The sequence below is a fragment of the Streptomyces sp. LX-29 genome (assembly GCF_029541745.1).
Taxonomy (GTDB): domain Bacteria; phylum Actinomycetota; class Actinomycetes; order Streptomycetales; family Streptomycetaceae; genus Streptomyces.
Map to the genome: position 1 here is coordinate 1,129,978 of NZ_CP089746.1, position 14,478 is coordinate 1,144,455.

Sequence of the window (14,478 nt, forward strand, 5' to 3'; positions counted from 1 at the left end):
GGAACCGGAGCTGCCGAATCCGGCAAAAGGGGATGTTTATCGTGCGATCACACCCTCCCGAACACCGAGCTCACCTGAGCGACTAACATGCGGCGCCATGAGCTCCCCCACCGGGCCCGCACCCGGCCTGCCAGTACGAATGCCGCGTCCACGCCAACCAGGACGGCACCGCCGCCCGGAGCCCGTGGCCGCTCCCCTCGGCGCGCCGCCGCTGGTGCTCGCCGTGCCGGGCGCGCCCGAGGCCGCCACGCGCGCCCTGGCCGAGGAGGTCGTGAGCATCGCGCGCTCCGAGCTGCCCGGCCTGGAGATCCGTATCGCGTACCTGGACGGGAACGGCGAGGAGTTCCCCAAGCTGGAGACCGCGCTGGCGCAGGCCACCGCGGACCGCGCGGAGCGCGTGCTGCGCGCCACCGAGACGGTGGTGCAGGAGGTGACCGCCGCGGCCGAGGCCGAGGGGCTGGACGCCGAGCAGACCGCCGAGGCCGTGGCGCACGCGCGCGCCCAGATCCCGACCGACGGCCCGGCCGCCGTCGTGGTGCCGCTGCTGGCGGGCCCCGACGCCGCGTTGCTGCGCCGGATACGCGAGGCCATCGTCACCAGCGGCTCCGGTGCCGAGCTCACCGACGTGCTCGGCCCGCACCCGCTGCTCGCCGAGGCCCTGCACGTGCGCCTCTCTGAGGCCGGCCTCGCGCGCGCCGACCGCGCCCGCCTCTTCACCGTCGCCACCGCCGCGGACGGCATCGTCCTGGCGACGGTCGGCGGCGCCGAGGCCGTGCAGGCCGCCGGGATCACCGGCATGCTGCTCTCCGCGCGCCTGGCGGTGCCGGTGATGGCCGCCGCGCTGGACGAGGACGGCGCCGTCAGCCGCGTCGCCGACCAGCTGCGCGAGTCCGGTTCCGCGCGCCTGGCGCTGGCCCCCTACCTGATCGGCCCCGAGGTGCCGGCCGGGCTGGCAGCCGACGCCGCCGCGGCGGCCGGCTGCTCGGCCTCCGAGCCCCTGGGCGCGTACCCGGCCGTGGGCCGGCTGGTGCTGTCGAACTACGCGGCGCTGCTGGGCATCAAGCTCCAGACGGCCCCGCAGGGCGTGCCGGTGCGCTGACACCCGCCCATCGAACGATCACGGGGCCCTCCGCCGTCGGCGGAGGGCCCCGTCGTCGTCCGCCCCCGCGCGCGGCCGTACGGCGGCGGAGCCGCGCGGATCAGTTCAGTACGACACACGACGCCGCCGGCACCGGCAGCGAGCCCGCCCGCTCCGGGACGCCCGTCGCCGGGTCGACGGCGAACCAGGTGACGTCGCCGGAGCGCTCGTTGGCGACGTACAGGTGACGGCCGGAGGCGTCGACGGTCAGGGCACGCGGCCAGTGGCCGCCGCACGGGACGGTGGCGACCAGCGACGGGGCCCCGTCCGTGGGGTCGAGGGCCAGGACGGCGAGGGAGTCGTGACCGCGGTTGGCCGCCCAGGCGAAGCGGCCGTCCGGCGAGACGACGATGCCGGAGGGGTGGTTGGGGACCTCCGTGTCGGCCGGGAGCAGGCGCACCTCGTCGACCGGCCGGAGTTCGCCGGCGGCCGGGTTCCAGCGGCAGCTCGTCACCGTCGAGTCCAGCTCGTGGACGACGTAGGCGAGGTCTCCGCGTGGGTGGAAGGCGAGGTGGCGCGGGCCGCTGCCCGGGCGCAGCGCCGCCTCACGATGGACGCTGAGCGAGCCCGTGAACGCGTCGAGCGCGTACACCCGCACCGCGTCGGTGCCCAGGTCGACGCCGAGGACCCAGCGGCCGGAGGGGTCGGGCACGACGGCGTGCGGGTGCGGGGCGCGCTGGCGCTCGGGGTGCGGGCCGCCGCCCTCGTGCCGCAGCACCGCGGCGGGGTCCGCCAGCCGGCCCTCGGCGCGCACCGGGAGCACGGTCACACCGGCCGAGCCGTAGTTGGCGGTGAGCAGATGGCCGGCGGCGAGCGCGAGGTGCGTGGGCGCGTCGCCGCGCACCCGCACCGCCGGACCCAGCGGCACCGGCCGGTCGGGGAAGCCGAGGCTCAGCGCGACGGCGCCGCCGTCGGTGGTCTCGCTCACCGCGTACAGGACGTCGCCCATCGGGGAGAGCGCGAGGTGGGACGGGTCCGGGACGGGCTTCGTCGTGTGCAGGGCGGTCAGCGCGCCGGTGTCCGGGTCGACCGCCGCGACCGTGATGCCGTCCCCGCCCGCCGAGGTGAACGATCCGATGTACGCACGCCGGTCACTGGTTGCCTCGCACACGGTGCGCCTCCTTCGTCGACTGGAGGTGTCGCCACCGACCCTAGTCGTTGGTATGGACCAATCCCGGGCATCTGTCGCCGGGGTTCCAGCCGCGGTCGCGGCGGATGGGGGCGCGGCCGCCCCACCCCGCGCCCCCAACCCTCACGCCGCCTCGACGAAGGGGGCGCGCGGGTTGCTGCGCAGCGGCGCGGCGAGCCCCGCGAGGGCGGTCTCCAGGCCGTGCAGATGGGCCAGGGCGCGCTCCGACGCCGGGTGGGGCGCCTCGGCCGGCGGGGCGGTCGCGGCGGCGTCCGGCGACGCGCCGGGCGTCTCCAGGCCGCTCACCAGGGCGTGGATGGCCGCCTCCACCCGCTGGCAGGCCGCGGTCAGCCGGGCGTCGCGCGAGGCGTCGGGGTGGGGGTCCGCGGCCAGCTCGGCCAGCCCCCGCACCTGGCGGGCGCAGTCGTCGAGCAGCACCATGACCCGCCGGGCGCGGGCCTTGCGGGCGCGCAGCGGACTGAGCGGGTGCAGCAGCGGGGCCAGCGACAGCCGCACGCGCCCCAGCAGCAGCTCCAGCTCGGCGACGTGCGGCGCGGGGTCGGCCACCGGCACGGCGACCGACCCGCCCGGCACCGTTTCCGCGGAGCCCGCGGCCCCGTCCGCCGTCTCGCCCGCCAGGCGCCGGGCCGCGGCCGCGGTGGCGGCGCGCACCGCGTGCAGGGCGCGCTGGATCCAGGCGTCGGTGGCCGCATGGGTGGTCACCGGGAGCACCAGGGCGACGGCGATCACCGCGGCGAGGGCGCCCACGCCGGTCTGCGCCAGCCGCAGCCCGAGCAGCCCGAGGTGCAGCACCCCGAGGAGGCCGTACAGCAGGGAGGCCATCACGGTGACGAAGAACATCATCCAGCTGTACGAGAGCGGCGCGGTGTAGAAGATCCCGAAGACGCAGACGGCGATCAGCACGGCCGACGGCGCGGTCGCGCCGTGCAGCGGCACCGCGACGAAGACGCCGAGCACGATGCCGGTCACCGTGCCGACGATGCGGCGGAAGCCGCGGACCAGGGTCTCCCCGCGGGAGGCCGTGTTGACGAAGATCCACCAGGCCGCGCCGACCGCCCAGTACCAGCGCTCGTGCGAGACCACCTGTCCGACCGCGAGCGCCAGACCACAGGCGAAGGCCGCCTGGAACGCCTGGCGGGTGGTGGGCCGCGCCAGTCCGCGGGTCGCCGGGGGCGCGGGCACCGCGGGGGGCGGCGCCCCGCGCTCGATGCACCACAGCCCGAAGCGGACCAGGGAGGACGCGGTCAGCGCCAGGACCGTGGCCGCGTACAGTCCGGGCAGCTGCCCGGGGACGGCGTGCAGGAACTGCGCCATGAAGAACGTCATGAACGCGAAGACGCCCAGGGCGTGCCCGCGCGGACCCCAGCGGCGGGCGTAGACCCCGGCGAAGACGATCACGAGAAAGACGGCGTCGCGCACCAGGGTGTGGTCATGGAGGACCGCGGCCAGCGCGAGCACCGGGAAGCCCACGACCGGCAGCAGCACGGTGGTGCGGGCCTGGGCGCCGACCGTGGCGTCGGTGACCGTGAAGAGGGCCAGCAGCGCGGCCAGGCCGCCGGCGATGGCCGCGACGAGCGAACCGGTGGCCAGGGCCGAGACGGCCACGGCCAGCGCGACGCCGACCACAGCCCGGCCGGACGTGCGCAGCCGTAGCCGGCCCGGGTCCGGAGCCGTGAACATCCCCTTCAGCACCGCTGGTGGCCCCCTCTGGGGTCGCGCGAGCGCGACGCGTGATCGCGACGAACCCTGTGAACGCAATGAACTCAATAAAAGAAGGCGCCGCGGTATCCGCAGCGCCATCGACTGCCTTCAATCAAAGCATCCAACCACCCGCTGGCTCAAGACATCCCCGAACCGCTGGTCCATTGGCACACTCGGCAAGCCCTTCCGTTCACCGTCGGGGGGCCAACGGCCCGTGCCCGGTCCCTCCAGGCGTATCCCGGCGATTTGCGAGCGAAACGCGAGAGGCGCACGGTGAGACCAGGAATGTCCGCATCCGCCGAAGGGGCGCTGATGTCATGAGCAAAGGCAAGGCCAAGGCGAAGCAAGTCAAGGGCAAGCTGAAGGAGACCACCGGCAAGGCCACCGGCGACCGGTCGATGCAGGCCGAGGGCAAGGCGGAGCAGGTCCAGGGCAAGACGCAGGAGGTCGCCGAGGACGCGGCCGAGCGGGCTCGCAAGGGGCTCAAGCCGTAATCCGTCCGTCCGGGTACGCCGTCGCCGCGTCTCCGCACAGCAGGATGCCGTCCGCTCCCCGCCCGTCGGGGGCGGCGGCATCCGATCGTCCGGCCCCGCCCGCCGCCTCGGGCAACGCCGCCACTCCATGACGTCACCCCCTCCTTACGGCGTGTCACGTTCCCCTGAGTGGGCCATTGGTATATTCACTGGCCTCTTTCCGTGACCAGAAGGAGGCCGTCCCGTCATGGCCGACTCGGTGGACGCGCTCGACGCGAAGATTCTCCGGCTGCTGCTGGAGCAGCCTCGCACCAGCGCACGGGAGTACGCGCGACTGCTGGGCATCGCCCGGGGCACGCTCCAGGCGCGGCTGGACCGACTGGAACGGGACGGGGTGATCACCGCCTACGGGCCGTTCCTCTCCCCCGCCGCACTCGGCCACCCGGTGCTGGCCTTCATCCACGTCGAGGTCACCCAGGGCCATCTGGAGGACGTCGGGGACGCGCTCGCCGCGGTGCCGGAGATCATCGAGGCGTTCTCCATCACGGGCGCGGGGGACCTGCTGACCAGGGCCGTCGCGCGCGACAACGAACACCTGGAAGACATCGTGCAGCGGATAGTGCGGCTTCCGGGGGTGGTGCGCACCCGCACCGAGATGGCGCTGCGCGAGCGTGTGCCGTACCGGATCCTGCCGCTGGTCAACGCGGTGGGTCAGGCGGCCGGGCCGGCCACCCGCCACACGCCCTGACCCGGCTCCGGGGCCACACCGCCACACCGCACCTGCCCCGGAAGGCTGAGCCTTCCGGGGCAGGTGCGGTGGAGCTCACCGCGGCGTCACCCGGAGGCGACCTCACGCCAGCCGCGGGCCAGGGTCTGCTTGGCCGCGGCCTGCTGGGCCTCGGTGGGGAAGGACGGGACACCGATCACCGGCGGCAGCTTGGCCGCGGCATTCCTGTCCAGCGTGCCGTCCTTGGCCATGGCGGTCATCAGCGCCGGGCGGGCGTAGCCGTAGAGATAGGTGTTCTGCCCCTCGGCGCTGTAGACGTACTCCTGCCACAGACGGGCCGCGGCGGGGTGCGGCGCGTCCTTGTTGATCGCCTGCGAGTAGTACTGGGCGAACTCGCCGTCGTCGGGGACCTCGACCTGCCAGTCCACGCCCTTGGCCTTGAGCTTCTGGGCATAGCCGACGTTGAGGTAGTCCCAGTCGATGATGATCGGCGTCTGGCCCGCCACGATGGTGGCGGGCGTGGGCTCGACCGTGGCGTACTTGCCGTTCCGCTTCAGCTCCGCGAAGAAGTCCAGGCCGGGCTGGATGTTCTCGAAGGAGCCGCCGTTGGCCAGGGCGGCCGCGTAGACGGCGGCGAAGGCGGCTCCGGCCTTGGTCGGGTCGCCGTTCAGGGCGACCTTCCCGGTGAACTCGGGCTTCAGCAGATCGGCGAAGGTCTTCGGGCAGTTGGTGATCCGCTCGGCGTCGCAGCCGATGGAGATGTAGCCGCCGTAGTCGTTGTACCAGCGGGCCTTGGCGTCCTTCTGGGTCTCGGGGATGTGGTCGAAGTCGGCGACCCGGTACGGGGCCAGCAGGCCCTGGTCGGCGGCGCCCACGGCGAAGGAGCTGCCCAGGTCGACCACGTCCGGGGCGTTGTCCCGGCCCTTGCGGGAGGTGATGGCGTTGATCTCGTCCTGGCTGGAGCCGTTCGGGTTCTCGACCTTCACCTCGATCCCGTACTGGTCCTGGAAGCCGTCGATCAGCTGGCCGTAGTTGGCCCAGTCACGCGGCAGGGCGATCGCGTTGAGCGTGCCCTCCTGCTGGGCCGCGGTGATGAGGGCGTTCATCCCGCCCATCTCCTCGGCCGAGGTCGCGGTCTTCGCGTTCTTCCCGTCCGTCGAGACGGAGTCCTCCTTGGTACCGCACGCGCTCAGGGCGACGACCGTGACAGCGAGGCCGCAGGTCAGCGCGGCCACTCGGGGAAGGGCCGGCAACCTGTTACGGAACGTGATCACGATGTCTCCTCGATGCTGTCGATACCCGCGGCCACCTGGGCGAAGCCGCGCGGCCTGTCTGCCCGGGCCGGGGGTCAGTACGCACGCCATCGGTGTACGGGAGGTGAACACAAGGAGAAGAATGAGGCGCGATGGGGGCACGATCGGATCGACTTCGATCATTTCCTCACCGAGCGTGACCCGATCATCACCGTGACCAGCCGATGACCGGGATACACGCCCAGATCACCCCACCATGCACGGAAATACCGGGCAACAGCGATATGCCAGGGGATGTCCAGCCCGGTCAGCCCAGGAAGCTCAAGCGCACCTGACGGTGCGGGTTGTCGCCGTTCGTGTCGACGAGGCAGACCGACTGCCAGGTGCCGAGCACCAGCCTGCCGCCGACGACCGGGAGGGTCGCGTGCGGCGGGACGAGGGCGGGCAGGACGTGGTCGCGGCCGTGACCGGGGCTGCCGTGGCGGTGCAGCCAGCGGTCGTCGGCCGGCAGCAGCTCGCGCAGGGCGGCCAGCAGGTCGTCGTCGCTGCCGGCGCCGGTCTCCAGCACCGCCAGGCCGGCCGTGGCGTGCGGTACGAAGACGTTGAGCAGCCCGTCGCGACCGTCCGCCCGCTCCCGCAGGAACGCCTCGCAGGTGGCGGTCAGGTCGACGACGACCTCGTCGGTGCCGGTCGTGATGTCCAGGACCTGGGTGTGGAAGTTCTGCGTCATGCCTCCATCCTCGTACGGCGGGCGAGCCCCGGACGAGCCCGAGACGGACTCCGGCCCGGGACGGACTGCGGCCCCGGACGGACTCCGGCCCCGGCCCGGGCGCCGGTCCCGGTCGCCACGGCCGGGAAGATCCACGACCCCGCCACCGTTAGTAGAAGCGTGAACGACATTGCCCCCGGGGCACGCGAAGTGGACGTCGTCGTCATCGGCGCGGGACAAGCGGGGCTGTCCAGCGCCTACCACCTGCGCCGAGTGGGATACGAGCCGGACCGGGACTTCGTCGTCCTGGACCGCTCCCCGCGGCCCGGCGGAGCCTGGCAGTTCCGCTGGCCGACGCTCACCTACGGCAAGGTGCACGGCATGCACGCCCTGCCCGGCATGGAGCTGACCGAGGCCGACCCCGGCCGCGCCTCGTCCGAGGTGATCGGCGACTACTTCGACGGCTACGAGCGCGCCTTCGACCTGCGGGTGCACCGCCCGGTGGACGTCTTCGCGGTGCGCGAGGGCGAGGGCGGCCGGCTGCTGGTGGAGACCTCCGAGGGGACGTACGCCGCCCGTGCGCTGATCAACGCCACCGGTACCTGGGAAAGGCCGTTCTGGCCCGGCTACCCCGGACAGGCGGACTTCCGCGGCCGCCAAGTGCACACGGCGAACTACCCCGGCCCCGAACCGTTCACGGGGCGACGGGTGATCGTCGTGGGCGGCGGCACCTCCGCCGTGCAGCACCTGCTGGAGATCGCCGAGGTGGCGGCCGAGACCACCTGGGTGACCCGGCGGCCGCCGGCCTTCCGCGAGGGACCGTTCACCGAGGACCGGGGGCGGACGGCGGTCGCCCTGGTGGAGGACCGGGTGCGGCAGGGCCTGCCGCCGCGCAGCGTGGTCTCCGTGACCGGGCTGGCGATGACGGACGCGGTGCGACGGGGGTTGGCCGACGGGGTGCTGGACCGGCTGCCGATGTTCGACCGGATCACCCCTTCCGGCGTGGCCTGGGCCGACGGCCGCACGGTCGACGCCGATGTGATCCTGTGGGCCACGGGCTTCCGTGCCGTCATCGACCACCTGGCGCCGTTGCGACTGCGCGAGCCGGGCGGCGGCATCGCCCTGGACGGCACCCGCACCCGCCGCGACCCACGCGTCCACCTCGTCGGCTACGGCCCCTCCGCGAGCACCGTCGGGGCCAACCGGGCCGGACGCGCCGCCGTGCGGGACATCCGCGCACTGCTGTCCCCCTCCGCCGGAGCGGGTCCCGCGCGCGCCGCTTCACAGCCTCTCCGCGCTGCGGCAGTATGAGCCGACGGGTGATCAGACGTCAGGAGGAGGGCTGAGGTCCCGTGCGCGTAGCGCTGTTCGTCACCTGCGTCAACGACACGCTCTACCCGCGCACCGGACGGGCCGTCGTCACCCTGCTGGAACGGCTCGGCGTCGAGGTCGACTTCCCCGCCGCGCAGAGCTGCTGCGGCCAGCCGCAGTACAACACCGGCTACCGGCACCAGGCCGAGCCGCTGGTGCGCCGCTACGCCGCCGCCTTCCGGGGCTACGACTACGTCGTCACCCCGTCCGGGTCGTGTGCGGCGATGGTCCGGGACAACTATCCGCGGATCGGCGCCAGGGCCGCGGCCGAGGGGCGCGGCCGGGAGCTGACCGAGGCCGCAGAGAGCGCCGTGCCGAAGACGTACGAACTCACCGAGTTCCTGGTCGACGTGTTGCGCGTGACCGACGTGGGGGCGTACTTCCCGCACACCGTCACCTACCACCCCACCTGCCACGGGCTGCGGCTGCTGGGCCTTCGCGACCGGCCGCGCCGGCTGCTGGCGGCGGTGCGCGGGCTGAAGCTGGTCGAGCTGCCCGGGGCGGAGGAGTGCTGCGGCTTCGGCGGCACGTTCGCCGTCAAGAACGCGGCCGTGTCCGCCGCGATGGGCGCCGACAAGGCCCGCCATATCGCCGCGACCGGCGCCGAGACGGTCTGCACGGTCGACAACTCCTGCCGGCTGCACATCGGTGGCACGCTCGCCCGCCGGGGCTCGCCGGTCCGCCCGGTCCATCTGGCGGAGATCCTGGCCAGCACGGAGGGAGACATCTGGTGAGCGGCACCTTCCTCGGCATGCCGGCGCCTCCGGCGCCCTCCGGAGGCGACCGGGGCGCGATGCCGCCCCGCGCCGCGTTTCCCCGGGCCGCCGCGGCCGCCGTCGGCGACGCCCGGCTGCGCGCCAACCTCCGGCACGCCACGCACACCATCCGCGCCAAGCGCGCCGCGGCCGTCGCCGAACTGCCCGACTGGGAGCTGCTCCGGGCCGCCGGGGCGGCGATCAAGGACCGCACGCTGCGGCATCTGGACCACTACCTGCCGCGGCTGGAGGAGGCGGTCACGGCCGCCGGCGGGCGGGTGCACTGGGCGGCGGACGCGGCCGAGGCCAACCGGATCGTCGTCGACCTCGTGCGCGCCACCGGCGAGACCGAGGTGGTCAAGGTCAAGTCGATGGCCACCCAGGAGATCGGGCTGAACGCCGCGCTCGCCCGGGAGGGCATCACCGCCTACGAGACGGATCTGGCCGAGTTGATCGTGCAGTTGGGCGACGATCTGCCCTCGCACATCCTGGTCCCGGCCATCCACCGCAACCGGGGCGAGATCCGCGACATCTTCGCCCGGCGGATGGGGGACTGGGGCCGCCCGGCGCCGGAGGGCCTCGGCGACACGCCCGCGGAGCTGGCCGAGGCCGCCAGGCTCCATCTGCGGGAGAAGTTCCTGACCGCCAAGGTCGGCGTCTCGGGGGCCAACTTCATGGTGGCCGAGACCGGCACGATGGTCGTGGTGGAGTCCGAGGGCAACGGGCGGATGTGTCTGACCCTGCCCGAGACCCTCATCTCCGTCGTCGGGGTGGAGAAGGTGGTGCCGACCTGGCGTGACCTGGAGGTCTTCCTCCAGTTGCTGCCGCGCTCCTCCACCGCAGAGCGGATGAACCCGTACACCTCCACCTGGACCGGCACCACCGACGGCGACGGACCACACGTCTTCCACCTGGTGCTGCTCGACAACGGCCGCACCGACGCCCTCGCCGACACCGTCGGCCGCCAGGCCCTGCGCTGCATCCGCTGCTCGGCGTGTCTCAACGTCTGCCCGGTCTACGAGCGGGCCGGCGGGCATGCCTACGGCTCGGCCTATCCGGGCCCCATCGGCGCCATCCTCACCCCGCAGCTGCGCGGCACCGGCACCCCGCTGGACGCCTCACTGCCATACGCCTCCTCGCTCTGCGGCGCCTGCTACGAGGTGTGTCCGGTCGCCATCGACATCCCCGAGGTCCTGGTGCACCTGCGCGAACGGGTCGTCCAGGGCGGCCAGGTGACGCTGCGCGGCACCCGCACGGTGATCAAACCGGCCCGGGGGCACGCCGCCGAGCGGGCCGCGCTGCGGGCCGCGGCCTGGGCCTTCGACCATCCCGGCGTGCTGCGCGCCGGCCAGCGGCTGGCCGCCCGCACCCTCCGGCTGCACCCGCGCCGGCTGCCCGGCCCCGGCCGGGCCTGGAGCGACTCCCGCGCGCTGCCCGAGGTGCCGGCGGAGTCGTTCCGCGACTGGTGGCTGCGTACGCGCGGCGAGAGGGACTCCCATGAGCAGCCGTGATCTGATCCTGGCCCGGATCCGCCGCGCCCTCACCGACGTCCCGCGGAGCGAGACCCCCGCCGACGTCCCGGTCGACCGGGGCTATGCGCGGACGCACGGCGAGCGCACGGCGGCCGAACGGGTCGCGCTGCTGGCCGAGAACCTCGCCGACTACCGCGCCCGGGTGCACCGCACGGACGCCGCCGGACTCCCCGGACTCCTCGCCCGGCTGCTCGCGGACCGCGGCGCCCGCACGGTGCTGGTGCCGGCCGGACTGCCGACCGACTGGCTCGCCAAGACCGGGAGCGGGACCGGGAGCGCGAGCGGGGCCGGGGCCGGCGCCGAGCCCGGGTCCGGCAGCGGGACCGCGCGGCGGGTGGTGGACGCGGCGGAGCGGACGCCGCGGGAGCTCGCCGCCGTCGACAGCGTCGTCACCGGCTGCGCCGTCGCCATCGCCGAGACCGGCACCCTGGTCCTGGACGGCGGGCCCGACCAGGGCCGACGCCGCGTCAGCCTGGTGCCCGACCACCACGTCTGCGTCGTCCGGGTGCCGGAGCAGGTGGTGGACTCGGTGCCGCAGGCGCTCGACCGTCTGGACCCCGCCCGCCCGCTGACCTGGATCTCCGGCCCGTCCGCCACCAGCGACATCGAGCTGAACCGGGTCGAGGGGGTCCATGGACCACGCACGCTGGACGTGATTCTCGTCGCTGACTGAGCAGACCGAGGAGACCCATGAGCCGCTCCCCCGACCAGCAGCCCGCCCCCGCACTGCGCTACTACGAGGACGTGTCGCCCGGCAGCGGCACCCTGCCGCCCCGCGCCTGGCACGCCGCCTCCAGCGCGCCGCGGCTGTCGTTGAACGGGACCTGGCGGTTCCGGCTCGCGCCCTCCGCCGACGCCGAGGACGACTCCTTCGCCCGGCCCGGGTACGACGCCTCCGACTGGGACGAGCTGGCGGTGCCCGGCCACTGGGTGCTCCAGGGCCACGGCTCCCCCGCCTACACCAACACCGGCTACCCCTTCCCCGTCGACCCGCCCCGCACCCCGGACGAGAACCCCACCGGCGACCACCGCCGCGTCTTCGACCTGCCCGCGGACTGGCCCGCGGCCGGGGCGGCCACGCTGCGCTTCGAGGGCGTGGAGTCCTGTGCCCGGGTCTGGCTGAACGGGGCGGAGCTGGGCACCTTCCAGGGCAGCCGACTGCCGCACGAGTTCGCCGTCGGGCACCTGCTCCGACCACGCGGCAACGTGCTGGCCGTACGGGTGCACCAGTGGTCCGCCGGCAGCTACCTGGAGGACCAGGACCAGTGGTGGCTGCCGGGGATCTTCCGCGACGTGGCCCTGGAGCACCGCCCCGAGGGCGCCGTCCGGGACGTCTTCGTGCACGCCTCCTACGACCACACCACCGGCACCGGCACGCTCCGCGTCGACGCCGAGCCGGGCGGTCGGGTGAGCGTGCCGGAGCTCGGCCTGGAGCTCGCCGCCGGGGAGCGCGCCACCGCGCCCGTGGAGCCGTGGACCGCCGAGACGCCACGCCTCTACGCGGCCGAGCTGACGACGGCGGGCGAGCGCGTCCCGCTGCGCCTCGGCTTCCGCACGGTGGCCGTCGAGGGCGGGCTGCTGACGGTCAACGGCCGACGGGTGCTGCTGCGCGGCGTGAACCGGCACGAGTTCCAGCCCGAGCGGGGCCGCGCCCTGGACCCGGAGACGATGCGCCGCGACGTGGAGCTGATGAAGCGGCACAACATCAACGCCGTGCGCACCAGCCACTACCCGCCGCACCCGGCCTTCCTGGACCTCTGCGACGAGCTGGGCCTGTGGGTGATCGACGAGTGCGATCTGGAGACCCACGGCTTCCACGCGGTCGGCTGGCGCGGCAATCCCGTCGACGACGACCGCTGGACCCCGGCGCTGCTGGACCGCGCGGCCCGCATGGTCGAGCGCGACAAGAACCACCCCTCGGTGATCATGTGGTCGCTGGGCAACGAGTGCGGCACCGGCCGGGGGCTGACCGCCATGGCCCGCTGGATCCGGGAGCGCGACCCGGACCGGCTGGTCCACTACGAGGGCGATCTGTCCTGCCGGGACACCGACGTCTACTCGCGGATGTACGCGCCACACGAGGAGGTGGAGCGGATCGGTCGGCGCGCCGAGACGCCGCTGCTCGACCGCGAGCTGGGCGAACGCCGCAACCGGCTCCCGTTCATCCTCTGCGAGTACGCCCACGCGATGGGCAACGGCCCCGGCGGGCTCACCGAGTACCAGCGGCTGTTCGAGACCCACGAGCGCTGCCAGGGCGGCTTCGTCTGGGAGTGGATCGACCACGGTCTGGCCCGCCGCACGCCCGACGGCCGGCGGTACTTCGCCTACGGCGGCGACTTCGGCGAGGAACTGCACGACGGCAACTTCGTCTGCGACGGACTGCTCTTCCCCGACCGCACGCCCTCCCCCGGCCTGGTCGAGTACAAGAAGGTGATCGAGCCGGTGCTCATCGAGGGCGACGGGGCGGCGGGCACGGCACGGGTCGTCAACCGCCACGACTTCGCCGATCTGTCCGGGCTCGCCTTCACCTGGTCCTACGAGGTCGACGGCGAGACGCTCGCCGCCGGCGAGTGGGAGGTGCCGCCGCTGAGCGCGGGCGCCGCCGCGGACCTCAAGCTCCCGGAGCCGCCGGTGACCGAGCGCACCGGCGAGGCCCAGTGGACGCTGCGGGCCTGCTTGGCCGCCGACACCGCCTGGGCGGCGGCGGGACACGAGGTGGCCTGGGCCCGGCTGCCCGCCCCGGCCCGGCCGCCCGCCCCGGTGATCGCCACGGCCGCCGCGCCGCGTCGCGCGGACGGCCGGATCACCCTCGGACCCGGCGTCTTCGACGCCGCCACCGGTGTTCTGACCGCCCTCGGGGACCTCCCGGTGACCGGCCCGCGGCTGGACGTGTGGCGGGCGCCGACCGACAACGACAACGGGGCGCCCTGGCAGCCCGAGGAGCGTTACGGGCTGATCTGGCGGGGCCTGGGGCTGCACCGGATGCGGCACCGGGTGGACGCCGTGGAGACCACGGACACCACGCTGACCGTGCGCTCACGGGTCGCCCCGGCCGCCACCGATCTGGCGCTGGCGGTGCGTTACCGGTGGACGGCCACCGCGGACCGGCTGCGGCTGGCCGTCTCGGTCGTCCCCGAGGGCGACTGGAGCTGCCCACTGCCCCGGCTGGGGGTGCGGCTCGGGGTGCCGGCCTCGTGCGGCCACGCCCGGTGGTACGGCGGCGGACCGGGCGAGGCGTACCCGGACACCCGCGCGGCGGCCCGGGTGGCCCGCTGGGAGCTGTCGGTGGACGCGATGCAGACCCCGTATGTACGGCCGCAGGAGAACGGGGCCCGGGCCGACGTCCGGTGGGCGGAGCTGACCGAGCCGTCCGGGCGGGGGCTGCGGATCGAGGGGCGGCCGGTGTTCTGGTTCACGGCGCGCCGCTGGACCAGCGAGCGGTTGGAGGCGGCGGAGCACACCCCGGATCTGCTCCCGTCGCCGGACACCGTCTGGGTCAACCTCGACCACGGTCAGCACGGCATCGGCAGCCAGTCCTGCGGGCCCGGGGTGCTGCCCCGGTACCGACTGGAGGCGGCGCCGGCCGAGTTCTCCTTCACCTTCTCCACGCTGGGTTAGGCGCTCCGCGCGCGGGGCGTTCGTTCGAGGCTTCCGCCACGGCGCTCCGCG

The 14,478-nt window shown here is 74.2% G+C and carries 12 protein-coding genes; 8 read left to right on the forward strand and 4 right to left on the reverse strand.

Annotated elements, in window-relative coordinates; genetic code table 11:
- The first annotated feature begins 97 nt into the window (after positions 1–97).
- Entirely contained in the window at positions 98–1,099 is a 1,002-nt protein-coding gene (locus tag LRS74_RS04940; protein ID WP_277739832.1) for a hypothetical protein, read from the forward strand.
- A 100-nt stretch (positions 1,100–1,199) separates the two neighbouring features.
- Here LRS74_RS04940 and LRS74_RS04945 read toward each other — a convergent pair whose 3' ends face one another.
- The gene (locus LRS74_RS04945; RefSeq protein WP_277739833.1) at positions 1,200–2,249 is read right to left on the reverse strand and encodes a lactonase family protein; all 1,050 of its coding nucleotides are present in this window, start codon (positions 2,247–2,249) and stop codon (positions 1,200–1,202) included.
- A gap of 141 nt (positions 2,250–2,390) precedes the next feature.
- Entirely contained in the window at positions 2,391–3,968 is a 1,578-nt protein-coding gene (locus tag LRS74_RS04950; protein WP_277744600.1) for an FUSC family protein, read from the reverse strand.
- Between the two features lie 338 nt (positions 3,969–4,306).
- Here LRS74_RS04950 and LRS74_RS04955 point away from each other — a divergent pair, with 338 nt between their 5' ends.
- Together LRS74_RS04955 and LRS74_RS04960 are read left to right on the forward strand one after the other, a co-directional pair.
- Positions 4,307–4,483: a CsbD family protein gene (locus LRS74_RS04955; protein ID WP_277739834.1), complete on the forward strand. Its 177-nt coding sequence runs from the start codon at positions 4,307–4,309 to the stop codon at positions 4,481–4,483.
- Between the two features lie 226 nt (positions 4,484–4,709).
- Positions 4,710–5,210, forward strand: a complete 501-nt coding sequence (locus tag LRS74_RS04960; RefSeq protein WP_277739835.1) for an Lrp/AsnC family transcriptional regulator — start codon at positions 4,710–4,712, stop codon at positions 5,208–5,210.
- 86 nt (positions 5,211–5,296) lie between these two features.
- Here LRS74_RS04960 and LRS74_RS04965 read toward each other — a convergent pair whose 3' ends face one another.
- Together LRS74_RS04965 and LRS74_RS04970 are read right to left on the reverse strand one after the other, a co-directional pair.
- A complete protein-coding gene (locus LRS74_RS04965) occupies positions 5,297–6,442 on the reverse strand; it encodes an extracellular solute-binding protein (protein ID WP_277744601.1) in 1,146 nt (381 codons plus the stop codon).
- 307 nt (positions 6,443–6,749) lie between these two features.
- Entirely contained in the window at positions 6,750–7,172 is a 423-nt protein-coding gene (locus LRS74_RS04970) for a YjbQ family protein (protein ID WP_277739836.1), read from the reverse strand.
- 159 nt (positions 7,173–7,331) lie between these two features.
- On the opposite strand from LRS74_RS04970, the gene LRS74_RS04975 reads away from it, so the two are divergent.
- From LRS74_RS04975 to LRS74_RS04995, 5 genes are read left to right on the forward strand one after another with little or no spacing between them, the layout of a single operon-like run.
- Positions 7,332–8,462, forward strand: a complete 1,131-nt coding sequence (locus LRS74_RS04975; RefSeq protein WP_277739837.1) for an FAD-dependent oxidoreductase — start codon at positions 7,332–7,334, stop codon at positions 8,460–8,462.
- Between the two features lie 41 nt (positions 8,463–8,503).
- Entirely contained in the window at positions 8,504–9,256 is a 753-nt protein-coding gene (locus LRS74_RS04980) for a (Fe-S)-binding protein (RefSeq protein WP_277739838.1), read from the forward strand.
- Positions 9,257–9,315: 59 nt separating this feature from the next.
- Positions 9,316–10,788, forward strand: coding sequence for a lactate utilization protein B (locus LRS74_RS04985; RefSeq protein WP_277744602.1), 1,473 nt, complete (start codon positions 9,316–9,318; stop codon positions 10,786–10,788).
- Entirely contained in the window at positions 10,775–11,482 is a 708-nt protein-coding gene (locus LRS74_RS04990; RefSeq protein WP_277739839.1) for a lactate utilization protein C, read from the forward strand. The genes LRS74_RS04985 and LRS74_RS04990 overlap by 14 nt, the downstream gene beginning before the upstream one ends.
- A 17-nt stretch (positions 11,483–11,499) precedes the next feature.
- Entirely contained in the window at positions 11,500–14,427 is a 2,928-nt protein-coding gene (locus LRS74_RS04995; protein WP_277739840.1) for a glycoside hydrolase family 2 TIM barrel-domain containing protein, read from the forward strand.
- Positions 14,428–14,478: the final 51 nt, after the last annotated feature.